The sequence below is a fragment of the Mucilaginibacter ginkgonis genome, assembly GCF_009754905.2.
In the GTDB taxonomy this organism is placed as follows: Bacteria; Bacteroidota; Bacteroidia; order Sphingobacteriales; family Sphingobacteriaceae; genus Mucilaginibacter; species Mucilaginibacter ginkgonis.
Window position 1 is genome coordinate 2,913,711 of the sequence record NZ_CP066775.1, and the last position, 22,355, is coordinate 2,936,065.

Below are 22,355 nucleotides of genomic sequence, written 5' to 3' on the forward strand. Positions count from 1 at the left end.
AGAAGCAATCCCCAAATTATCAAGTTGGAGATTTGCCTCTCCCGATAATTGGGAATCGCACTGACGTGGTATGTGAACCTACATTTCATCCGCACTTGGTCCATAGCTGCCCGGGATGGGAATATCCAATAAGCGCAGGTACACCCCGAGTTGTGCACGATGATGCACGGTTTGGTTAAGCGCCATGCGCATCACGTCGCGCTTTGGGTCTTGCGAAATAATATGGCCGCCTGCTTGCAGGCTCCAAATCTTTTCCAGTTCCTCTTCTGTCGAATTGTTGATGCTGTTGCTTCCCTTTTCTATCGAGCGGGTGTGGTAAGCAAGTATCTCTTCAACGCTGTTAACGTCATCTTCCTTCCAGGTACTGGTCTCAAAGTTAAGCCCGTCTTTTTCCAATATCATCCAAGGCCATGCGGGCAGGTCGGCAATGTGTTTGGCCAGCCTTAGCATCTTCATGCTTTTAGGGTGCGGCGCCCAATCGAACTTGTCTTCGGGTATCAGCGTTAAAAATTTACGGGTGATCTCTGCCTCTTGCTGAAGCTCTTTTAAAAAGATGGGTAATAGTTTCATGACTGTTGTTATTGGTTTTATGGCTCAAAGAAACCATGAGCCAATGACAACCCTATGTCAGCAGCGTTTAGCTGATTTAAATTTCTTCTAAAATAATTTTAGCGATAGCCTTAACCCGCTGTTTTAGTTCGGGCGGCGAGATGATCCTAACCTGGTCGGCAAATACCATCATCCATCGGGCAAAACCTTCGAGCGAGGGCGACAGGAACTGCATTTCTACCTCATCGCCAACCAACTGTTCCGAAACAAAACCATGATAAAATCGCTGCTCGCCCAAGTAAGGCGCAGCTTCTCTGGTGATGCGGATCACGATCTTTAACAGCTCTGTATCCTTATACATTTTGTTAAGGTGCTCACTTAAAGGCGGGTGTATAGTATCGAAATGCAGGCCTGTTTCGCCGAGCGACTCCATCCTGTCGAACCTGAAATCGCGATAGTCGCTACGCAAACGGCACCAAGCTATCAGGTGCCAGTAATTGTCCAGATAAAAAACACCCACCGGTTCAATATCGCGCGACTCCACCAATTCGCCCCAGGGGCGTTTATATTTAAGCCTTAGCACTTCCTTTTTGGCTACAGCTTGCAGTATAAGTTGTAATTGGTTTTGTGGGGCAGCCTTTTGCGCATGGTGTCCCCGGAATTTAAGCACTTCGATATTTTGCTCAATGCTTTCAAGGTAGTCCTTTTCTGCCGACCGCAATACCGACCTGATCTTGAACATGGCCGAACTATAGCTGGCGCTATTATCGGCATCAGTCAACTTGTTTACCATCTTCTCGGCAGTGAGGAAAGCGGCTGCCTCATCGCGGGTAAACATTACCGGTGGCAGGCGGTACCCATCAACAATGGAATAACCTACACCTGCCTCGCCGATCAGCGGAATCCCCGCTTCTTCAAGCGTTTTTACATCCCGATAAACCGTACGCAGGCTAATATCAAACCTATCGGCAATATCCTGCGCGCGTACCGTTTTGCGCGATTGCAGCTGAATCAAAATAGCAGAAATACGGTCGATGCGGTTCACGCGGCAAATTACGTATTTCTGCCATAAGCTATGCCCGGCTTACTTGATCTCGAAGATAGCGTGTATCTGGTAGCTCAGCTTGATTTTCTTGACGTCAATGTCAGATGGCTCGGGTGCAGGTGCGTCAGCTACCTTGGCCATAGCATAACTTCTGTACACCGGTAGGGGGAAGCTTTCGTTATCTATTTCTTCGATATTTAAGGCATTACCTACAAGGCTGCCTATGCTGCTTAACAGGTAGGTTGCTTTGTCCTTAGCATTTTGTAATGCTTTGATCTTCAGGTCGCGCTTTAGGGTAACGATCTTCGAATAGTCGTAGCTATCAACACCTGTGCTTTGAATACCTTTTGGGTCTATCTGGCTTAAGATAATGTTGTAAGTATTTAAGTCGTGGAACTTAATGCGGTACTGCTTAGACGCTAAAAAGTCGGGGTTCTTCTTTTTCTGATAAACATTATAAGCAGATACGTTTGAGATAGTCAGGTCATCTTTGGCGATGCCGGCATCGGTAACTGCCTTTTCTAACTGGCGTTCCAAAACGTCAATGGTCACCTTGTTGCGGCCATCCATATATTCTTTGAGTGATATAGATACGTTGATGATATCGGGCGTAACTTCTTGTTCTGCGGTACCATTCACCTCAATTTTGCGGCGAAGATCTGCAACTTGTGCAAACGTGTTTAGGGATAGTGTGCCAAGCGCAGCTATTAAAAGTAATTTTTTCATAATGATGTTTAGTTTCTATGACGGATCGGGTTTGTAAAGTGTAACGTCAACACGTAAAATTTATAAATGTTTATGGTGTGACTGCAAGTGCAACTAAAAGATTAACACGCAATAAAATGTTAGTAACTTACTGGGAGAATAATTAATCCTACTTATCCTATTTCTAAGCGGATGTTGGCGGACGTCTTCGTATATAAATTAGCCATATCGGCTAAAGAAAGCCATCCGATTGATTATCTTTGAGTTATGGAGACGCTACAAAAACACAAGTATCTCAAAAAAAATGATTGGTTGGAATTATTTTTATATATAATTCTTTGGGTAGTTCCAGTTGGATTTTTTGCGCTATTGTCTTTTGAGTCAAACAGAGTTTTTTTCGGTGCCGGAACATTTGTACTTGTAGTAACAAATATCACTTTCGCACTTCGCACGTTTCTTGAAAATAGATTTCTTCGAGTGCTACTTATTTTCGAAGTAATTCATTTATTAATATTCCCAGTAATGTACGCGGTGTTGCAAAACTCGGACCCACAAAACTTTTTAATTGATAAGAAAATTTTTCAAAAGGAATATGACGCCTCTAAAACACGTTTACATGATTCATATGATGATTTCAACTTAAGAGCGGTTAATCATGTTTTTAAGCAGTTGCTCTCTAGGTTTCCTTCCCTCGATAAGACAAGATTTCAACGAGTTGTAGCTTCTCCTTTAATCATCGATACCTTAGTAATCTCTACTCAGTTAGACGGAGGAGAATTACCTCAGAGAATGATTTTAATTTCCACTCAAAAAGGCGATATTATTGGTAAGGTTTCAAAAAGTTTTAATTCAATAGCTGACACTAGCTCTTTATCCTTTGTTTTTAAAACCTTTATTAATGAGAACGACATACGTTTAAAAGATTACGATATAGCAATGTCTCAAGTTTTAAAAAGCAGGTTTTGGAATTATGAATCGATTTTCCCTTACGCACTAAATATATTTAATACAGACAATATAAAAGCTCAGAGTATTTTCGCTAACGTTTTTTTAGCTTTTCATCAAATTATATTCATAATTCTAACTGCTTGGTTGTGCAACGCGAGCTATGAAGTTTTTAAAAGTTCATAAACGCTTGTTAAAGATGCCCTTAACGATAACTAATATATTTATAAACTAAAGGTTTTTTTCACGACGACACTGGGAAGTTTAGGGCTCACCGTTTACTCATATCTGCCGCTTGTAACTTTTTTGCAACCTGTATGCGGCGCTGCACTTTAGCCTTTTCGAAAATTGTTTTTAATAGTGTATTGCCTATATTTGCTCCGCTTAAAAAATCTTTTTAGATAAATAAATGAGAGAATTACAGTTCAGGGAAGCGCTTCGCGAAGCAATGAGCGAAGAAATGCGCAAGGATGATAAAATTTACCTGATGGGCGAAGAGGTGGCCGAATATAACGGTGCCTACAAAGTGAGCCAGGGTATGCTTGACGAGTTTGGCGCAAAACGCGTTATAGATACGCCGATTTCTGAACTGGGCTTCGCCGGTATTGGCATAGGATCGGCAATGAACGGCCTGCGCCCTATCATCGAGTTCATGACCTTCAACTTCTCGTTGGTGGCTATTGACCAGGTGATAAATGGTGCGGCAAAGATCATGTCTATGAGCGGTGGCCAGTTCTCTGTGCCTATCGTTTTTCGCGGCCCTACCGGTAACGCGGGTATGCTAAGCTCGCAGCACAGCCAGTGCTTTGAGAACTGGTATGCCAACTGCCCGGGCTTAAAGGTGGTTGTTCCAAGTAACCCTGCCGATGCCAAAGGTTTGTTAAAATCATCTATACTTGACCCGGATCCCGTGATCTTCATGGAATCTGAGTTGATGTATGGCGATAAAGGTATGGTGCCTGATGGCGAGTACTATATTGAAATAGGTAAAGCTGATGTAACTAAAGAAGGTACAGACGTTACTTTGGTTGGCTTTGGTAAGATCATGAAGGTGGTTAACGCCGCTGCTGCCGAACTGGAAAAAGAAGGCATTAAAGCAGAGGTGATCGACTTACGTACCGTGCGCCCTATTGACTATGCAACCGTGATCAACTCGGTTAAGAAAACCAACCGTTTGGTATTAGTAGAAGAAAGCTGGCCTTTAGGTTCTATCGCTACAGAGATTGCCTTCAAGGTACAAAAAGACGCCTTTGATTATCTTGATGCACCTATCCTGCGCATTATGGGTGGCGACGTGCCGTTGCCTTACGCGCCTACTTTGATCCAGGAATACCTGCCGAACGCAGAGCGTGTAATCAAAGCGGTAAAAGAAGTGATGTACGTTAAAAAGTAATTCCCCTAACCCTCTGAAGGGGAATTAGGCAATTATATTGAAAGCCCTGTTGAGAAATTAGCAGGGCTTTTTCGTTGAATTTAAAATCATCTTGTCATCTCGAATGAAATGAGAGATCTTCTTCGACAAGATTTTACAGAAGATTTCTCTCTGCGTTCGAAATGACATTTTGTTTTGTCACCTTGAACTTGTTGAAGGACTAGTTACCTCTTCCTAGCCCTCTCCGATGGAGAGGGGCTTGGGAAGAGGTCTTTCGAGGTGTTTCAGAAGAGGTTTTTCTATTCTCGACACACCCCTAACCCCTCTCAAGAGGGGAAACACCGGTCTAATCCTTCTTCTTAGACGAACTCTTTACGCAGTTAGGCACAGTTTTGCCATGTTGTTCTTTTGTACCCTTTTTGGTATAACCAGACCAGCATGGGTCTTTCTTTTCTTTAGTTGCCATAGTAGTATGTTTTTCATCATAAAGGCAATAACTGTTCCATAAAGTATATGCCAAAAATAAAGCCCTGCTGATTTCTCAGCAAGGCTTAAACACACCCCTAACCCCTCTCAAGAGGGGAATGGGAACTACAACGTCGCCATGTCTATTACAAAGCGGTAACGTACATCACCTTTTACCATACGCTCGTATGAGGCGGTGATGTCCTTAATGTCTATGATCTCAATGTCTGACACGATATTGTGCTCGGCGCAGAAATCAAGCATTTCCTGAGTTTCGGGAATACCGCCAATGCCGGAACCGGCGAGGCTTTTACGGCCGCCCAGCAAACTGAAGGCCGCGATCTCTGCAGGTTTCGGCGGAACGCCTACGCAGATCATTACACCATCTGTACGCAACAGCGACAGGTATAAATTAAAGTCGTGCTCTGCAGAAACTGTATCCAATATAAAGTGGAACGTCCCGGTGGCTGCTTTTAATTGTTCAGGGTCTGTGGTCACTACAAAATGGTGCGCCCCAAGCTTTTCAGCGTCAGCTTTTTTATTAGGCGATGTGCTGAGTACGGTAACTTCTGCACCAAATGCCACACCAAATTTAACCGCCATGTGGCCTAAGCCGCCAAGGCCCAAAACCGCCAGTTTATGCCCTTTACCTACGTTCCAGTGGCGCAGCGGCGAGTAGGTGGTAATGCCCGCGCAAAGCAATGGCGCAACCGCAGCAAGGTTAAGTTTTTCTGATACGTGCAGCACAAATTCTTCGCGAACAACGATAGTATTTGAGTAGCCGCCGTAAGTAGGGCGCGAACCGTCGCGCTCCATCCCATTGTAAGTTTGGGTATTACCTTCAAGGCAATATTGCTCCAATCCTTTTTTGCAATTTTCGCAGTGCTGGCAAGAGTCTACCATACAGCCGGTACCTGCCAGGTCGCCAACTTTGAATTTAGTAACGGCATCGCCAACCTTTACGACGCGGCCAACAATTTCGTGGCCGGGCACCATCGGGAATATACCCGGAAACCATTCGTTGCGGATCTGGTGTAAATCTGAGTGGCACACGCCACAAAATAAAATGTCGAACTGCACATCGTGCGGCCCAACATCGCGGCGCTGAAAATCCCATGGAGCAAGATCTGTATGCTCATTTTGGGCAGCGTAACCTTTTGTTTCGATCATGTTTTTTTAAGATAAATGTATTTGTGAAAAAGGCAGTGTAGATAGCTACAGCCTTTATAATACATAGTTAGCAGTAAGTTTTGGTTGATGCCAACCTGCAATGGCCGTATGACATCAATTTTACAAATCCATCGTACGCAAAAACCCTTTTACAACCTTAGGGGTTATAACAAGGCTATTTAAAAAAGCTGGTTATGAGATCGATATGGAAAGGCTCTATTGGGTTTGGGTTGGTTAACATCCCTATTAAACTGTATTCGGCGGTGCAAAACAGTTCGCTCGACCTGGACATGCTGGACGGCCGCGACCATTCGCGCATCCGCTTTCAGCGGGTAAATGAGCATACGCACAAAGAAGTGCCGTACGATAAGATAGTGCGTGCCTATAAAATGGACGATGATTATGTAGTGCTCGAAGCGCAGGACTTTGAAGATGCCAGTCCCGAAAAAACCAAACTGATAGAAATAGAAAGTTTTGTAGAAATGGCCGACGTAAACCCCATGTTCTATGAAACATCCTATTACGCCGAACCCGACCAGAAAAACAGCAAAGCCTATACGCTGCTGGTTAAAGCGCTAGAAAAAAGTAAAAAAGCGGGGCTTGCACGCTTTGTGCTGCGCAATACTGAAAACCTGTGCATCATCCACCCCGAGAAAGGTGTGCTGGTGGTAACGCGCATCCGCTTTGCGCAGGAGATACGCGACTCTGAAGATCTAAACGTACCCAAAGAAGCTACGTTAAGCAAGAAGGAATTAGACATGGGCCTTGCACTTATTAACCAGTACGCCGAAAAATTCGACGTATCGAAATTTAAAGACAATTACCAGGACGAGCTATTAAAGATCATTCACTTAAAGGCCAAAGGTAAACGCCCAACCATCAAAAAAATGAAAGTGGTGAAAACCAAGAGCGACGATCTATACGACCAATTGATGGCAAGTTTGAGCAAAAAGGGCGCGTAAAGCGACGCCTAAGGCGTCGCTTGCTTGAGTGGTGTCATGCTGTACCGATAGCTATCGGGATTCGCTTTGCTCAGAAAGACGTAATTTATCCCGCTATAAAATGCACGTCATACTCGGCACGTAAATGCTCTATCATGTATTGAATCGCCTCCGGTGGCGGCGGGCCTTGAGGTGCTATGGTACGCGGTTCGCCGATGGTTGGTATACTTTGTTCCAAGAAGAAATCGGCGAATTTACCTGGTGTTAAAGTAACCAGCATACGCGCCTCTTCGCTTTGGATCATAAACCTATACGATAGTTGGCGTGGTGCAAATACCGTGTCGCCTTTTTTTGCGTGATATTTTTTATCTTCTATCTGGAAAATTACTTCGCCTTCCAGTACGCAAAACATTTCGTCCTCGCGGTTATGAACATGCATGGGCGGGAACAACATCAACCACAGTCTAAAACTTCTGCGTTTTTCAAACGCCAGCGCGCAGCTTCGGATGAAGACAGGCAAAACAATGGTGGGCTTAAGCGTCGGAAAGGGCATTGGATATTTTCGCATGCAGTCTTCTACGTCTTATATTTATTCCGGCGAAAATATCCGGCCCGTGTTTTTGCATGGCTTGCAGGGATGGCCTGTGCGGCTAAAGAAGCCTTGCGCTGACTTGGCATTTTTTGGTTCTTTTGTGGCTAAGACAAAAGTGTCGAGCTTCAGCGGCGAATGAGTGCTTTAAGACAATGTCCTTTGAGATGCCGAATCAATCCCGATAGCTATCGGGACGGCATGACAGCATTGTTTATTCTTGCTAAAACAACTGCTCTATGATCTGATCTGCAGAAAGGCCTTCTGCTTCTGCCTGATAGCTGCGCACAATGCGGTGGCGTAAAATCGCTTTAGCAACGGCCTGCACATCTTCTATATCGGGCGAATATTTACCGCTGATGACCGCGTGGCACTTGGCACCTAAAACTAAAAACTGCGACGCCCTTGGCCCTGCGCCCCAGGTAAGCAAACGTTTAACGGCAGGTGTTGCCAACTCGCCCTGCGGGCGGGTTTTGGCCGCAAGCCTTACAGCGTATTCCAGCACATTGTCTGTCACCGGAATATTGCGTACCAGTTGCTGAAAGTAAATGATCTGCTCTGCATTCAGTACTTTATTCACTTCGGATACTGATGTACCCGTTGTGTTTCTTACCACCTGTAACTCTTCCGCAAAAGTTGGGTAATCCAACGACACGTTAAACATAAAGCGATCTAACTGTGCTTCAGGTAAAGGATAAGTACCCTCCTGCTCTATTGGGTTTTGGGTTGCAAGCACGAAAAATGGCTGCTGCAATTTGTGTGTAACACCCGACGCGGTAACCGATTTCTCCTGCATCGCCTCCAATAATGCAGCCTGCGTTTTAGGTGGCGTACGGTTGATCTCGTCTGCAAGGATAATGTTAGAAAAAACAGGGCCTTTGATGAATTTAAACGCGCGGTTCTCTCCTAATATCTCAGACCCTATGATATCGCTCGGCATCAGATCCGGCGTAAACTGGATGCGGTTAAAATCCAGATCCAACACCCGCGCAACAGTTTGCACCAACAGGGTTTTAGCCAAGCCTGGTACGCCCACCAGCAAACAATGTCCATTGCTGAAAATGGCGACAAGTACAGACTTAATAACATCGTCCTGCCCGACAATAACTTTCGCTATCTCTTTTCTAATGGTCTCGTACGACTGCCTTAGGCCGTCGGCCGCTTCCACTTCGTTAGCGTAATTAACAAGCATGTTATTGTTTAGCGGCAACGGTTGGGGTGTCTATCCAACGTTTCAGGATAGAACACGACTGGTACTCCGGATCGATATGTATAAAGGTTCCTTTACGCTTTTTCTCAAACCACTCGCTCATACCGCGGTTTAATTTTTCCTGGTAAGCAACCTCCTTCAATTTTGGAAAATCCTGCGCAAGATTTGCCTTATGCGCGTCTGTAACAGATTTTAAGTAAAGAACCCGGTAGCTTTTTTTTCCATCCTGGCCGGCGTACAATAACGGTTTTGATACCTCACCTACTTTCATGGTATCCACAACTAAGGCCATTTGAGGGTCCAGTTTATCAGTTGGGATAAAGGTAGAACGTGCCTGAACGTTATCCGCGTTCAGCATCATACCGCCGTTATATTTTGTTTCTTTATCGTCAGAGTATACAGATGCCGCGCTCGAAAAAACGATGTTCTTGTTTCTGGTCAGCAAGTCGTATATACTATCGGCCTTTGCTTTAGAACGGTCTACGCTGGCCTGCGTTATAGTCGGGATGATCAGGATGTGCCTAACATGCACTTGCTCGCCGCGTCGTTCGATTACCTGTAAAAAGTGGTATCCAAACTCTGTTTCAAAGACCGGTGAAATTTCGCCCGCTTTAAGCTTAAACGCCATTGCGCTAAACTCCTTCACGTAACCACCGCGCTCGCCAAAACCCAAATCACCACCCTCTGGTGCAGAACCCGGGTCTTGCGAATATAAGCGCGCCAACGTACCAAAGTCTTCGCCTTTTTTTACGCGGTTGCGCAGGTCTTCTGTTTTTTGGCGCGCGTAGTCTTTCTCTTCCTTCGTCAGGGTTGGATTAAAAACTATCTCGCCGATCTCAACCTCTTTATTAAAGGTTGGCAAGCTATCTTTCGGGATCTTGCTGTAGTAATTTGTAACGTCTTGCGGGGTTACGCTAATCTTTTCGGTGATCTTAGACCGCATACGATCAGCAACCATGCCTTCTCGCACTTCGTTACGTATTTCGTCTTTGTATTGGATAACAGATCGGCCTAAAAACTGCTCTAAACGCTCCTGTCCGCCCGCACGGGCAGTCATGGTACGCATGCGGCGGTCTATTTCGCTGTCAACTTCATCTTCCTTTACGGTAACGCTATCGATCACGGCCTGCGCCGCCAGTATTTTTTGGGTGATCAAATTCTGCATCACCTGGCACTTAATGTTGGGGTTTGCAGCGCCGCCTTCCGCGGTATAACGGGCATACTGCATTTCTATATCGCTTTTTAAAATAATGCTGCTGCCAACCACGCCGGCTATCTTATCAACTGTGCGCTGCGCATTTGCGCCTGCCGCTAACAGCAGTATAGAAACTAAAGTTATTACTGATCTTTTCATTTAATCTTTTCAATTGCCGCCGGCCAAACATGGCACGACAAACAAGGTGCAAATTTCGCAAATTTTATTGAACCTCAGCTTTGTAATTGTCACAAAGGCAAAAAGTACAAATTTTGCGAATATGGCCAAAATGCATTACTTGCTTTCCTTACTTTTGGTTAAAAATTGTTAAATATGGCTCAAGACAACCTGCATTGGTTGAAAGACTTTTTACAGGACGATCTGTATCTGCTTCCGGGCGATAATGTTGCTATTGCGCCGTCTGAAACTGCGGCAGTAAGCGCAAACCAACAGCCCGAAATTACTGAGCCTATTGCCATACCTGCAGAACAAACGAAACAGATAATTTTTAATTGCCTTGGCCCAGCAGATTCCGGTTTTTTAATACTGACACATTATCCCGGTGAAGAGTATATCGCCGCCGCGCACCTGCAACCATTAGAAGGCATCCTGGGGCGGAAGAATATCACCACAGGCGGGTTTACCATTTTAAACCTGGCAAAGCAGGATGTGGTAAGTTTTAATGCAATTATTCAATACTTTGTGCCGCAAAGATTATTGATCATGGGCGCAGATGCGATTCCCGATGGTTTGCAAATGCCGGCCTTAAATACAGCATTGCAAATGGCGGATGTAAAAGTTCTGTACACCAACAATTTTGAAGAGATGCTGCCAAGCGATGAGAAAAAGCGCGCTTTCTGGGCCGAAATGAAAAACTTTTAACATGCCGCATAAACTGGTATTCGCTACCAACAACCACCATAAGCTAGAAGAGGTTGCCGCTAAAATTGGCAGCGCTTTTACCCTGCTTACCCTCGATGATATTGGCTGCACCGAAGACATTGCCGAGACTGGTAAAAGTTTCGAGGAAAACGCATCTTTAAAATCTAAATACGTATCTGCCCATTACGATTACAACTGCTTTGGCGACGACAGTGGTCTGGAGATCGATGCTTTGAATGGTGAGCCGGGGATATTTTCGGCGAGGTATGCCGGCACGCATGGCGATCATACCGCCAATATAGAGAAGGTGCTTAACCAAATGCAAGGGACTGAAAACCGTAAGGCCCGCTTCCGCACGGTGATATCTCTGATTTGGAACGGTGCCGAATATTTTTTTGAAGGCAAGATTGAGGGAAGCATCCGAGGCGAATTATCTGGCGCTGGCGGTTTTGGTTACGACCCCATCTTTCAGCCCGACGGTTATGATATCACTTTCGCTGAAATGTCGCTCGACGAGAAAAACAAAATCAGTCACCGCGGAAAAGCGGTTGAGAACTTGGTGGAGTTTTTAAAACAGCAGTAGTTTCTCAAAATCATTTTGTCATTTCGAACATAGTGAGAAATCTTCTTCTTTAAGCATGAAGCAGGAGTCCCTATAGGAACTAGGATTCCCATCGCCTGCGGCTCTGTTGAAATGACAAAATGTATCTTGTTCTAAATTCTGTAACAACTTTGTGCCTTTAAATTTGGTTCGGCAGGCAGGTTTGTCGTTATATTTGCGCATAAATGCTGGTTAAAAAACAATTTGCTAAAATATTAACGGCGGTATTGCTGTTGATGACCTTTGCCACAGGTCAGCTTATTGTTATTTCCCACACCCACACAAAGGCAGATTACACCAACAATCACCAGACCAAAAAAGACAACACAGACGATAAGTGCCGCATTTGCGATCATAACAGCCATGTGCAGTTATTTTTACAGCAGCATCGAACCTTATTTACTGTTGCGCTAACGCGCGAAAATAGCTATCGCGAGTATACTTACGCCTGCCATAGCGTACAGATCAATCATTCTTGTAACAGGGGCCCTCCTGCAATCTAATAAGCCCTGACGGCCGAATCCTTTCGGCACATGTTTATTTTTTTACAAGAAAACCCAGATCATGCAATTAAAGACATTATTCAGCATTGTGCTGATATTTATATTACCGCTTTACCTTTTTGCCAACGCTAATGTTACAGGTAAAGTAACCGACGCCAAAACCGGCGAAACCTTACCGGGGGCAACAGTAACGCTTCCGCAGTTAAATATTACAACTATCACAGATGCCAAAGGGCAGTTCAATATAAAATCATTGCCGCAAAAGGGCACTTACCTTATCCAGGTACAATACATCGGCTATAAGACCATTGTAAGAAGTGTTGATATTTCAGCAGTTTCTTCGCTGAACTTTGCTATGGAAGCAAGTATCATCGAGACGCGCGAAGTGGTCATCACCGGCACGCCCATATCTGCCAGCAGCCGCAACAACAGCACATCGGCAAGCAGTGTATCGCGCGAGGATCTGCTTATACCGTCTACAAATTTGATTGACGCGTTGGCCAAACAAGTGCCTGGCGTAAGCCAGATCACTACAGGCGCGGGTATATCAAAACCGGTTATACGTGGCTTAGGCTACAACCGTGTAGTTACGCTGATGGATGGCGTGAAACAGCAAGGCCAGCAATGGGGCGATGAACATGGTATCGAGATAGACCAAAACCAGGCCGACCGTGTGGAGGTTCTGCGCGGAGCCGCATCGCTGATTTATGGTTCTGACGCCATTGGTGGTGTTATCAATGTTCTGGAGCCATTGTCACCGTCGCCGGGCAGCATTAAGGGCGAAGTGCTGAGCAGCTATGCCACCAATAACGGTTTGACAAACAGTTCGGTAATGCTTACAGGTAACCAGGATGGTTTTGTTTGGCGTGGCCGCGGATCATATCAAAACGCGTATTCATTTAAAACCCCTGCCGGATACTACATTAACAGCGGCTATAACAACACCAGCTTTAGCGGTATGTTAGGCTTCAATAAAAGCTGGGGCTATTCGCATTTAAACTTCTCTTACTTTAAGAACAACATTGGTTTTTACGACTCGGATCCGGGCGATCCGTTGTATACCAATGATGGAACCAGCCGTACGTTAGATTATCCTCGCCAGGACATCAGGCAATACAAGATCGCGCTGAACAATAACTTTATATTGGGATCGGGTAATTTAAAACTTGACTTAGGTTACCAAAAAAACCAGCGCCGAGAGTTAGACTCGTCCGTACCGGGCTTGTTCTTTGACCTGAACACCTATTCCTTAGACGCCAAATATTACCTGGCAGCGCAAAACGGATGGCAACCGATTATCGGTATTAGCGCCAGCGAAGGTCATAGCTTAAACAAAGGCACAGAGTTCCTGATCCCAGCTTACGACCAAACATCTGTCGGGGCGTTCGGCTACATCAAAAAAACATGGGAACAAAGCACCTTTAACGTAGGCCTGCGTTTCGATTACGTAAATAACAACGGTAAGGCATTAACACTGGCAGACGGCACACAGAAGTTCCCGGGTTTTAAAAACAACTTTAGCAATGTAAGCGCCGCGGCAGGTTATACCCATATTTTTAACGAGGACTTAAGTTTTAAAGCTAATGCTGGATCCGCGTTTCGCGCACCAAACCCGGCCGAATTAGGCTCGAACGGTGTGCATGAGGGGACCAGCAGGTATGAGATCGGTAACGCGACTTTAAAACCCGAACGCAGCTACCAGGCAGACGCGGCATTAGAATTTGGACACAACGTAATTACGGGCAGCATTGGCGTGTACGAAAACTATGTGCATGATTATATCTATGCTTCGGGTGCTAAAAATGACCAGATCACGATTGTGGATGATAACGGCAACCCGCAAACCTATGATGTATATCGCTACGGGCAGGTTAATGCAAACCTTTATGGTGTTGAAGGCAGCCTGAATTTGCACCCAACCGGTTTCTTACACCTGGATAACAGCTTTAGCTATACCCACGCGCAAAACACATCGTTTGATAAACCGCTGCCGCTAATCCCCGCAGGAGTGGTGCATAACACCCTGCGCTTTGAGCCAAAAATTAAAGGTCTGCGCGATTTTTATGCATCAATCGGCCTGGACAATTACTTCAGCCAGTACCGTATAGATCCCACATTTGAGACACCGACAAACTCATATACCCTGTTAAACGCCGGCATTGGCGCAACAGTGAAAATAGGCCGCCAACCGTTGAAGCTCTACATTTCGGGTAATAACCTTACTAACAAAGCTTATTATGACGCGCTTAGCCGTTTAAGGCCGGGGCGTTTATCGCAGGAAGACCCGACGTATGGTGTTTACAACCCGGGCAGAAATATCACCTTTGGGTTTTATCTGCCGCTTAACATCAAATAAATTTTCAATTTCTACGATATGACAAAGGCCCCGATCGGGGCCTTTGTCATTTATTAAATCTAAAAAACACTAACTATGAATTAGTCAAAATTTATTTGTCCCGCTCAGATGCCAGGCAGATCTTAAGTTCTGCCGTGTATGGCTGCTGTAACAAAGCCAGACGCTGTTGAACAGGCAGGCGGGAGTTTAGCCATGTGCTTACTTCACTGCGTTTAAGCATAACCGGCATACGGTCATGTATTTCGCTAATGGCCGCGTTAGGTTCTGTAGTGATCATGGTAAAAGTTGGGATCAATACGTTCGTATCGATGTCCATCCAGATATCCCATAATCCGGCAAGATAGAGCGGGCTGCCATCTGCGTTGGTGATGTAATACAGTTCTTTCGACGCGCGGTTGAACTCAAAGTAACCATCCACTTTGGTAACGCAATGGTTATGGCCAACCAGGTCTTTAAAGGTAGGCAGGTTTTGCAGTGTTTCTACACGTGCATGTTTATAGCGCGAGTGGATCTCGTTATCCCATGTGCGCAGCAATCCCCAGCGGTAATACTGCACCTTGGTTGGCATGGCATCAGTCACTACAGGCAGCATAGACCCGGGATTTCCGCTTTTGCCTGCCTTGCTTTGCCCGGCCTCGCCACGGATGCCTGTTTGTTCGGTACCGCCTTTAATTTCGCTTATTAAAACCCTTCCGCACATATTAACTTACTAACGAATGCATCTGCTAAATTATTTCAGTAGTTTATAAAATTAATTAAAACAATAAACATTATCAAATCGGTTTGATAATATCCTGCCAGCGTGTGGTATAATTAGGGCTTAAATAGTCCTGTTTCATTATCCAATGCTTTTTGTAACCCTCTATCGCAACGCGTAAAGTACCCTTACCATACCGCGCATTGATCTTGTCCATCAGACCCGATAACTCGGTTTGCCGCTCACCTTGGTACTCGGTAAACACATCATACTGCACCTCGCCAGCCGGAACGATTCCAATAGCCGTTACCCCGCCCTTCATATAATAATAACCCGGCGTGTAAATGGCCCGCAAAGCCTGCAAAGCAACCTTGGTTAATTCGGCAGTACTGTTTGACGAAAACGGAAGCTTTAGGGTGATGGAAGGATAGTATTGATCATGGTCTTTACGGTGCTTATTGGTACGTAAAAACACGTTGATATTGAGTGCCATGCTCTCCTGCACGCGCAGCTTGCTTGCCACAGTCGCCGTATAGGTGGCAATGGCTTCTTCCAGGTAACACAATTCGGTTTGATAAGTATTAAAACTTTTGCTGGAACAAATAGCTTTTGAGCGTTCAAAAAGGTCGTTCAGCACGTGGCATTGCTCGCCCCACAGTTCGCGCCACAGTCGCAATCCCTGTATGGTCATTTGCTTTTGCACCCAGCCCGGCTCCTGACGGCGAAAATCACCTGCTGTCATTATTCCCGCCGCGGTCAACTTTTTATAGTAAGAAAAGCCTACACCCCATAAGTCTTCTATATCGAAATCATTGATGATGGCGTCAACCTTGTCCATGGTGTCGAGTACCATATACTTTTTCCTGGCGCGTTTAGCAGCACGGTTTGCAAATTTTGCCAATGATGCCGTTTTGCCTACGCCAATGGTAATAGGCAGCCCTGTGTTTTGAACTACAGCATCCCGCATGTTAGCAATGTACTCTTCCAGATCGACGCCGGGCATGTGGTCTATTGCCATAAAGCACTCGTCTATACTGTAAACCATCAGCATGTAGGTGTAGCGTGCCAGGTTGTTCATCATGCGCGCGCTCATGTCGGCATACAGCGCGTAGTTGCTGCTAAAAATGTACGCGCCATTTTTGTTCAGCAGGTCGCGCACCTGAAACTCGGCATCGCCCATTTTGATACCTAATGCCTTAGCTTCGTCAGAGCGGGCAATAACGCAGCCGTCGTTATTGCTTAGCACCACGATTATCTTACCCTCTAATTCCGGCCTGAACAGGCGCTGACAAGAGGCATAAAAGTTATTTATATCAACATGCGCAAACATCCCTGTACTTTCCTTTGAGCATGGTTTTAGGTAACATGCAACTTACGGTTACGGTAACCACGCCCCAGATCGTTAGCGTATCGCCTTTAGAAATATTTATGGTATGATGAGGCTGCGATCCTTTAAGGCTAACCTGCTCGTTTTGGCAATTGTATTGACGCACAAACCATTCACCGTTTAAAAAAGCAACTACTATGCAGCCATGCGCGGCATTAAGTGTTTTATCAACCGCCAGCAAACTGCCTTTGTAAATACCGTGTGCTATCATGGCATCGCTGTCCATTTGCATGTAATAAGTATTATCGGCATCCACAACGATCTTATCCGCGATATCCAGCATGTCTTCTTCATACTCTATAGTCGGCAATCTGAAACCTTTTACTGCACGTGAAACCTTTTGCTTTTTAAAACGAAGCATTGCTAATTTTATTAGCAAATATAAGCGATGCTGTCTTCTCTTTTAAATTTATTTTCTTTCTCATTAAAACTTACAGGCGTTTCGCAGGGTTGACATAAGAAAGGTCTCGACGATGAAAATTTATAAATACCTGCATTCATGCCTCGTTTTTGAGGAAGACGGTTTTAAACTATTGATAGATCCCGGTAAATTTTCTTTTGCCGAAGGGTTGATTAGCCCCGAAGATTTTAGAGATGTGAACGCGATCATCGTGACCCACAACCACCCCGACCATCTGGACGCGGACATCTTGAAATCAATTGTCGGATTAAGCGGCGCACCGGTGCATACCAATGGACAGGTGTCCGAAGAGATTAACAAAGCCGGAATAAACAGTAAAATACTAAGGGACGGAGAAAATATTATCGGGCCATTTATACTTAATGCTTTTGAAGTGGAACACGAGCCATTATTAGATAGCCCGACACCGCAGATGACCGCCTTGGTTTTGAACGGCAAAGTGCTGCACCCTGTCGATTCGTTTGAACAAAAGATGCAGCAATATCAGGACATCGAATTGTTGTTGTTGCCGGTTATGGCGCCATTTACCACAGAAATAGCTGTTGCCGATTTTGCTGATGAGTTGCAACCCAAGCAAATATTACCCGTGCATGATGGTTACGCTAAAGAGTTCTTTTTAAAACAGCGTTATGAGAACTATAGCAAGCATTTTGAAAAACAAGGCATCAGGTTTCATCAGCCAATAAAGCCCGGCGATTTTGTTGAACTTAATTAAACCAACAAAACTTCACTGTTGCCCGTTATATAACAATGGAAAGATTCAATATCACCATAACACATAAAAAGCAGGTGCTGGACTTTGAAGTAGCGGACTACCTGCACCATACAGACGAGCACTGCAAATTTGAGATCTATGCAAACGGCGAGTTTGTTGCCAGCCTGGAGCCCGACAGGCATAAACACCTGTACGTTTGTAAAGACGCCGGTATTGTAAAGCCGGAAATCTTGAACTTGCTTGCAGATAAACTGGAAGCTTTACCCCAACCTAACTGGAAATTGTCTTTACAATAAAGCGGCTAGTCTATCACCCGAACCTTCAAAAAGCTTGGGTTGGCTTTAGAGGTATAAACCTTGTGCGTTGCCTTTTGGAAGTCGCTTTCACGCGCTTTCATGATATCAACAAACTTTTGCGGGTTACGGTCTATTAACGGGAACCATGTGCTTTGTACCTGCATCATAATGCGGTGGCCTTTCTTAAACGTGTGCAGCACGTCCTGCAACTCAAAATTTACGGGTGTAACTTTACCCGGCACAAAAGGCTTCGGCTTTGAAACATTGTTCCGGTACTTGCCCCGCATTGCTTCGCTCCGCACCATTTGCTGATAGCCCGACAGAAAAGTCTCCTTACCTGTCCACTTATTGTTTTTGGTCGAGTCCGGGTAAACGTCAATTACTTTAACAATCCAATCTGCATCGGTGCCGGTAATGGCTACCTTTAAATTTGCCCATATATTACCGGCAAGAGTAATATCTTTGTTAAGGACATCCGTTTGCCAGGTTAACACATCAGGCCGTTGCGAGGCAAAGCGCTGATCGCCGGTCATGTATTCGCGCTTCATGTCGCCGTCAATACCGCCAATAAACGGAACGGGATGTTTAGGATCTGAAACGAATTGTTCAAAGGTATCTCTTGTCCCTGCAGGTGCATTGAAGGCTAATTTGCCGTTCGGCAGTAAATACAGGTTTTTCTCTTCAGCTTCTTTTGGCGGCCAGGTTTTGTAAGTTTTCCATTTATTTTCTCCCGTCTCGAATGTGTTCACTTTGGGAAGGTCTAGCTCTGTCCCTTTTAAATAATGGCTAAAGAATTTGAATTCGATGTTTTCACGATAGAACGGCCCTGTTGGCCCGCCAAAGTCTACATCGCCCAAGTGGTCACCCGCGCCGCGCGACCAGCCACCATGTACCCATGGGCCCATAGCAAAATAAACAGGTGTAGCAGGATTTTTCTTAACCAGGGTTTTGTAGGTATTTATCGCCCCGTAAAGATCTTCGGCGTCATACCAACCGCCGGTAACTAAAACTGCCGTCTTTATATCGTGCAGATGAGTAAGGACGTTACGGTCTTGCCAATGCTTGTCGTAGTCGGGGTGATCCATCATCTCGTTCCACAAACGAATGGTATCCTTAAAGTATTTGTCGTTGGTGTTGCGAGTAGGGCCCAGGCGCATAAAAAACTCGTAGCCATCATCGGTGCCCATGTCAAACCTGCCGCCGCGGCGTTGGGTTGGTTTATCGTCCTGTCGATTGGTGAAGCCAGGATAAAAACCAAAGTTGGCAACCAGCATAAACGCGCCGTTATGCCAGCCGTCGTCGCGCCACAGGTCTGCAATAGGCGCCTGCGGCGAAGCCGCAACTAAAGCGGGGTGCCGGCTTAGCAGGGCAGTTGTTGTATAAAAGCCGGGGTATGAAATACCCCATACACCCACTTTTCCGTTGTTATTGGGAATGTTTTTTAACAGCCAGTCTATAGTATCGTAAGTATCGGTGCCTTCGTCGACATCTTTATTGGTTTTATGATCCTCCAATTCAGGCGTCATTTCTTCATAAATACCTTCGCTCATCCAGCGGCCGCGCACATCTTGATATACAAAAATATAGCCGTCATGCAAAAACTGTGTAGATGGCCCCAAGCTTGGCCTGTATTTATCCGCCCCGTACGGCGCTACGCTGTAACAGGTACGGTCCATCATAAACGGATATTTTTTCGATTGATCCTTTGGCACGTATACCGATGTGAATAGCTTCTTGCCATCGCGCATAGGTATGCTATACTCATACTTGGTAAAGTTCTCTTTCACATAAGCGGCGTCAGCGCCAGGCCCGGGCTGGGCAAATAAAGGCGCGGTGATAAGAACAGCAATAGCGACAAGAAGGATATTTTTCATGGCAGGGTGGTTTAAGCGAATGTAAGAAAATTACGCCTCACCCCAACCCTCTCCGAAGGAGAGGGAGCTTTAAAATGAATGTAGCGTTGCACTTAGAACGGATAGCTCAAAGACTACGAATGAAAGCATTGCCCGTTAGCTAACGGGTAACGCCAAAACTATAATTCACTACACAAGATCACTCGTTAATTTAAGCCATTGCATAACATAACAAAAAGGCCATCTGTTTTACAGATGGCCTTAGCAATATCAATACCGGCTGTTTATTTTACCATGACCGGCACGCTTACATTTTCCCAGTTTAAAGCAAAACCGGTTGGCGTAAACGCGTATGTTAAATTTTCTGTAAGCGGGGTCTTTTTAGCTTTAACTTTTGCAACCACAACGTTTTTAGCTGCGTCGAAATTAGCTTCGCCCGTGCGTTTTATACCCCATTGACCTACTTGTGAATTAAAAGTTACGGTCCACTCGCCCTGGCTTGGTGTAAAGAATAAAGAATATTTACCGGCAGGCAATTTTTGGCCTTGAACCATCAGGTCTTTATCTGTTTCAAAAGTGGTTGCCTCATCGGCACCGGCGCGCCATGCTTTGTCCCATGCTTCTAACCCGCCAAAAATGGTACGGCCTTTTACGCGAGGGCTACCATAAACTATAGTTACATTGGCAGACCCTATTGTGCCTTTAACGGTTTCGTGCGGGCTTTTGCGGTCCATAGGTTGCGCGCTTACGCCAAGGTAAACCAGCATTAATGCCAGGAATGAGAAAACTGCTTTGAACTTTAAGTTTTTCATGATTTTTTAGATTTTAATATTGGTTAAAATTTAGTTTCGGGGTTAATGTAAAACAATGGCAAGATATAAATCTTTTTATTCACATGCAGGCTTTATTAACTTCTGACCAGATACGCGCCGGCGATAAATACACTATCGAACATGAGCCAATTTCTTCCATCGATCTGATGGAACGGGCATCAAATGCTTTTGTGAGCGCTTTTTTTGAGCATTATCCGGACAAAAAAAAAATCGATCGCTGTTTATTGCGGCACCGGCAATAATGGCGGCGATGGCTTGGCTATAACGCAATTGCTATTCGTTAAGGGGTATAAAAGCATAAAAGTGTTTGTAGCACGATTTTCTGACAAGGCATCAGACGATTTTAAAACCAATCTGGCGCGGTTAAAAGAACTCAAATTCGAAATTATTGAGTTGAGCAAAGCCGCCGATGTAAAAAAAATCGACTCTGACATTATTATAGATGCACTCTTAGGCAGCGGGCTAAACAAGCCGCTGACAGGCGAATACAAGACGCTGGTTGAGGCTTTGAATGAATCAGGAAAACCGATAGTGTCTGTAGATGTGCCGACAGGATTGTTTACTGAAGGCGAGGCAGACACGGATGCAACAACAATTCATTCAGAACTAACCATCACATTCCAACAGCCTAAAATCAATTACTTGTTGCCCGAGTCAAAGCAGGCTATAAAGAACTGGGTAGCCGTTGATATCGGCATCGATAAAACATACATAGACGCCCTTGATTCAACATATCAGTACATTCAACGAGAAGACATCGTTGATATATTAAAACCAAGGGGCAAATTCAGCAACAAGGGTACTTACGGCCATGCGCTAGTCATAGCCGGCCAGCCGGAGACAATGGGCGCCGCCTTGCTGTGTTCTTCGGCTTGCATGCACGCGGGCGCAGGGTTAACAACGGCCTGCATACCGCAAAGTGGATTAACCGCTTTAAATAACTATCAGCCCGAAGTAATGGTGCTGCCTCGTGAAGAACATAAGAAACCTAAAGTAACGTGGGGTAAATTTACAACGGTTGGCATCGGTCCCGGCCTTGGAAAAGAGAAAGACGCCTTAGAAATTTTGACCGACTTACTGGAAAATTTTAATAAACCTTTTGTTGTAGATGCCGACGCTTTGAATTTGTTGTCGGTCAGTAAAGATCTTTTAGAGAAGCTCCCTGAGAATAGCGTTATCACGCCACATATGAAAGAGTTTGACCGGTTATTTGGCGAACATAAAAATTGGTGGCAGCGTTTACAAACGGCGGCTGCGAAAGCCGCAGAATTGAAAATTAACATCGTGCTTAAAAATGACTACACGATCATCGCCTCGCCGAAAGGCAAAGTGTATTTTAACAGCACCAGCAACGCAGCCATGGCATCGGGGGGAATGGGCGATGTATTGACAGGAATCATTACAGCCTTTATAGCGCAAAAATATCCTCCGGTAAAAGCCTGCCTTATTGGGGTGTATGTACACGGCCTTGCCGGGGACGAATTGGCGTTGCCAAATAAGAAAACAGTTGTTTTGGCAGGAGAAGTAATGCGGCAGGTGCCTGCAACAATTGCTAACCTCTTAAAATAAAAAAAGCGGCCGAAGTATCATCAACCGCATTAATAACTAACTGACCTAAAAAGAAC

At 45.1% G+C, this 22,355-nt stretch carries 22 protein-coding genes; 10 read left to right on the forward strand and 12 right to left on the reverse strand.

From position 1 onward, the window contains the following. Positions 1 to 78 precede the first annotated feature (78 nt). The 3 genes from GO620_RS13550 to GO620_RS13560 form a co-directional block, all read right to left on the reverse strand. Positions 79 to 570 (reverse strand): DinB family protein, encoded by a 492-nt coding sequence (locus GO620_RS13550; protein ID WP_157526850.1) that lies wholly within the window; start codon positions 568 to 570, stop codon positions 79 to 81. 76 nt (positions 571 to 646) lie between these two features. Beyond that, complete coding sequence (locus tag GO620_RS13555; protein WP_200230134.1) at positions 647 to 1,594, reverse strand: helix-turn-helix transcriptional regulator; 948 nt, start codon at positions 1,592 to 1,594, stop codon at positions 647 to 649. A 39-nt stretch (positions 1,595 to 1,633) separates the two neighbouring features. Then, entirely contained in the window at positions 1,634 to 2,320 is a 687-nt protein-coding gene (locus GO620_RS13560; protein WP_157526849.1) for an SIMPL domain-containing protein, read from the reverse strand. 246 nt (positions 2,321 to 2,566) lie between these two features. On the opposite strand from GO620_RS13560, the gene GO620_RS13565 reads away from it, so the two are divergent. Next, positions 2,567 to 3,430 (forward strand): hypothetical protein, encoded by an 864-nt coding sequence (locus GO620_RS13565; protein WP_157526848.1) that lies wholly within the window; start codon positions 2,567 to 2,569, stop codon positions 3,428 to 3,430. Positions 3,431 to 3,653: 223 nt separating this feature from the next. After that, positions 3,654 to 4,637 (forward strand): pyruvate dehydrogenase complex E1 component subunit beta, encoded by a 984-nt coding sequence (locus GO620_RS13570; protein WP_157526847.1) that lies wholly within the window; start codon positions 3,654 to 3,656, stop codon positions 4,635 to 4,637. 570 nt (positions 4,638 to 5,207) lie between these two features. On the opposite strand, the gene GO620_RS13575 is transcribed toward GO620_RS13570, so the two are convergent. Continuing rightward, on the reverse strand, positions 5,208 to 6,251 hold the full coding sequence (locus GO620_RS13575) for an NAD(P)-dependent alcohol dehydrogenase (protein WP_157526846.1): 1,044 nt from the start codon (positions 6,249 to 6,251) through the stop codon (positions 5,208 to 5,210). A 194-nt stretch (positions 6,252 to 6,445) separates the two neighbouring features. Between GO620_RS13575 and ku the strand changes: the two genes are divergently transcribed. Then, positions 6,446 to 7,213, forward strand: a complete 768-nt coding sequence (gene ku, locus GO620_RS13580) for a non-homologous end joining protein Ku (protein WP_157526845.1) — start codon at positions 6,446 to 6,448, stop codon at positions 7,211 to 7,213. Between the two features lie 85 nt (positions 7,214 to 7,298). On the opposite strand, the gene GO620_RS13585 is transcribed toward ku, so the two are convergent. The 3 genes from GO620_RS13585 to GO620_RS13595 all read right to left on the reverse strand — a co-directional run bounded on the left by GO620_RS13585 (position 7,299) and on the right by GO620_RS13595 (position 10,345). After that, entirely contained in the window at positions 7,299 to 7,760 is a 462-nt protein-coding gene (locus GO620_RS13585) for a cupin domain-containing protein (protein WP_157526844.1), read from the reverse strand. Positions 7,761 to 8,004: 244 nt separating this feature from the next. Next, positions 8,005 to 8,973, reverse strand: coding sequence for an AAA family ATPase (locus GO620_RS13590; protein ID WP_157526843.1), 969 nt, complete (start codon positions 8,971 to 8,973; stop codon positions 8,005 to 8,007). Between the two features lies 1 nt (position 8,974). Further along, positions 8,975 to 10,345 carry a peptidylprolyl isomerase gene (locus GO620_RS13595; RefSeq protein ID WP_157526842.1) on the reverse strand — a complete coding sequence of 457 codons (1,371 nt, stop codon included), beginning with the start codon at positions 10,343 to 10,345 and terminating at the stop codon, positions 8,975 to 8,977. Between the two features lie 174 nt (positions 10,346 to 10,519). Between GO620_RS13595 and GO620_RS13600 the strand changes: the two genes are divergently transcribed. From GO620_RS13600 to GO620_RS13615, 4 genes are all read left to right on the forward strand, one after another. Next, positions 10,520 to 11,068, forward strand: a complete 549-nt coding sequence (locus GO620_RS13600; RefSeq protein ID WP_157526841.1) for a hypothetical protein — start codon at positions 10,520 to 10,522, stop codon at positions 11,066 to 11,068. Between the two features lies 1 nt (position 11,069). Further along, positions 11,070 to 11,651, forward strand: a complete 582-nt coding sequence (locus GO620_RS13605; RefSeq protein ID WP_157526840.1) for a non-canonical purine NTP diphosphatase — start codon at positions 11,070 to 11,072, stop codon at positions 11,649 to 11,651. Between the two features lie 203 nt (positions 11,652 to 11,854). Beyond that, entirely contained in the window at positions 11,855 to 12,172 is a 318-nt protein-coding gene (locus GO620_RS13610) for a hypothetical protein (protein ID WP_157526839.1), read from the forward strand. A gap of 61 nt (positions 12,173 to 12,233) precedes the next feature. Further along, positions 12,234 to 14,528, forward strand: coding sequence for a TonB-dependent receptor (locus GO620_RS13615; protein WP_157526838.1), 2,295 nt, complete (start codon positions 12,234 to 12,236; stop codon positions 14,526 to 14,528). 91 nt (positions 14,529 to 14,619) lie between these two features. Here the strand turns inward: GO620_RS13615 and GO620_RS13620 are convergent, their stop codons facing one another. The 3 genes from GO620_RS13620 to GO620_RS13630 all read right to left on the reverse strand — a co-directional run bounded on the left by GO620_RS13620 (position 14,620) and on the right by GO620_RS13630 (position 16,973). Then, positions 14,620 to 15,228, reverse strand: coding sequence for an SOS response-associated peptidase (locus GO620_RS13620; RefSeq protein ID WP_157526837.1), 609 nt, complete (start codon positions 15,226 to 15,228; stop codon positions 14,620 to 14,622). 73 nt (positions 15,229 to 15,301) lie between these two features. Beyond that, complete coding sequence (locus GO620_RS13625) at positions 15,302 to 16,555, reverse strand: Y-family DNA polymerase (RefSeq protein WP_157526836.1); 1,254 nt, start codon at positions 16,553 to 16,555, stop codon at positions 15,302 to 15,304. After that, positions 16,539 to 16,973, reverse strand: coding sequence for a LexA family protein (locus tag GO620_RS13630; protein WP_157526835.1), 435 nt, complete (start codon positions 16,971 to 16,973; stop codon positions 16,539 to 16,541). The genes GO620_RS13625 and GO620_RS13630 overlap by 17 nt, the downstream gene beginning before the upstream one ends. Positions 16,974 to 17,085: 112 nt before the next feature. Between GO620_RS13630 and GO620_RS13635 the strand changes: the two genes are divergently transcribed. Next, on the forward strand, positions 17,086 to 17,748 hold the full coding sequence (locus tag GO620_RS13635) for an MBL fold metallo-hydrolase (protein ID WP_157526834.1): 663 nt from the start codon (positions 17,086 to 17,088) through the stop codon (positions 17,746 to 17,748). 35 nt (positions 17,749 to 17,783) lie between these two features. Further along, positions 17,784 to 18,044, forward strand: coding sequence for a hypothetical protein (locus GO620_RS13640; RefSeq protein ID WP_157526833.1), 261 nt, complete (start codon positions 17,784 to 17,786; stop codon positions 18,042 to 18,044). 5 nt (positions 18,045 to 18,049) lie between these two features. Here the strand turns inward: GO620_RS13640 and GO620_RS13645 are convergent, their stop codons facing one another. After that, the gene (locus GO620_RS13645) at positions 18,050 to 19,918 is read right to left on the reverse strand and encodes a CocE/NonD family hydrolase (RefSeq protein ID WP_157526832.1); all 1,869 of its coding nucleotides are present in this window, start codon (positions 19,916 to 19,918) and stop codon (positions 18,050 to 18,052) included. Between the two features lie 263 nt (positions 19,919 to 20,181). After that, on the reverse strand, positions 20,182 to 20,709 hold the full coding sequence (locus tag GO620_RS13650; protein WP_157526831.1) for a DUF2911 domain-containing protein: 528 nt from the start codon (positions 20,707 to 20,709) through the stop codon (positions 20,182 to 20,184). Between the two features lie 204 nt (positions 20,710 to 20,913). Here GO620_RS13650 and GO620_RS13655 point away from each other — a divergent pair, with 204 nt between their 5' ends. Further along, positions 20,914 to 22,299, forward strand: a complete 1,386-nt coding sequence (locus tag GO620_RS13655) for an NAD(P)H-hydrate dehydratase (protein WP_244139413.1) — start codon at positions 20,914 to 20,916, stop codon at positions 22,297 to 22,299. Positions 22,300 to 22,355: the final 56 nt, after the last annotated feature.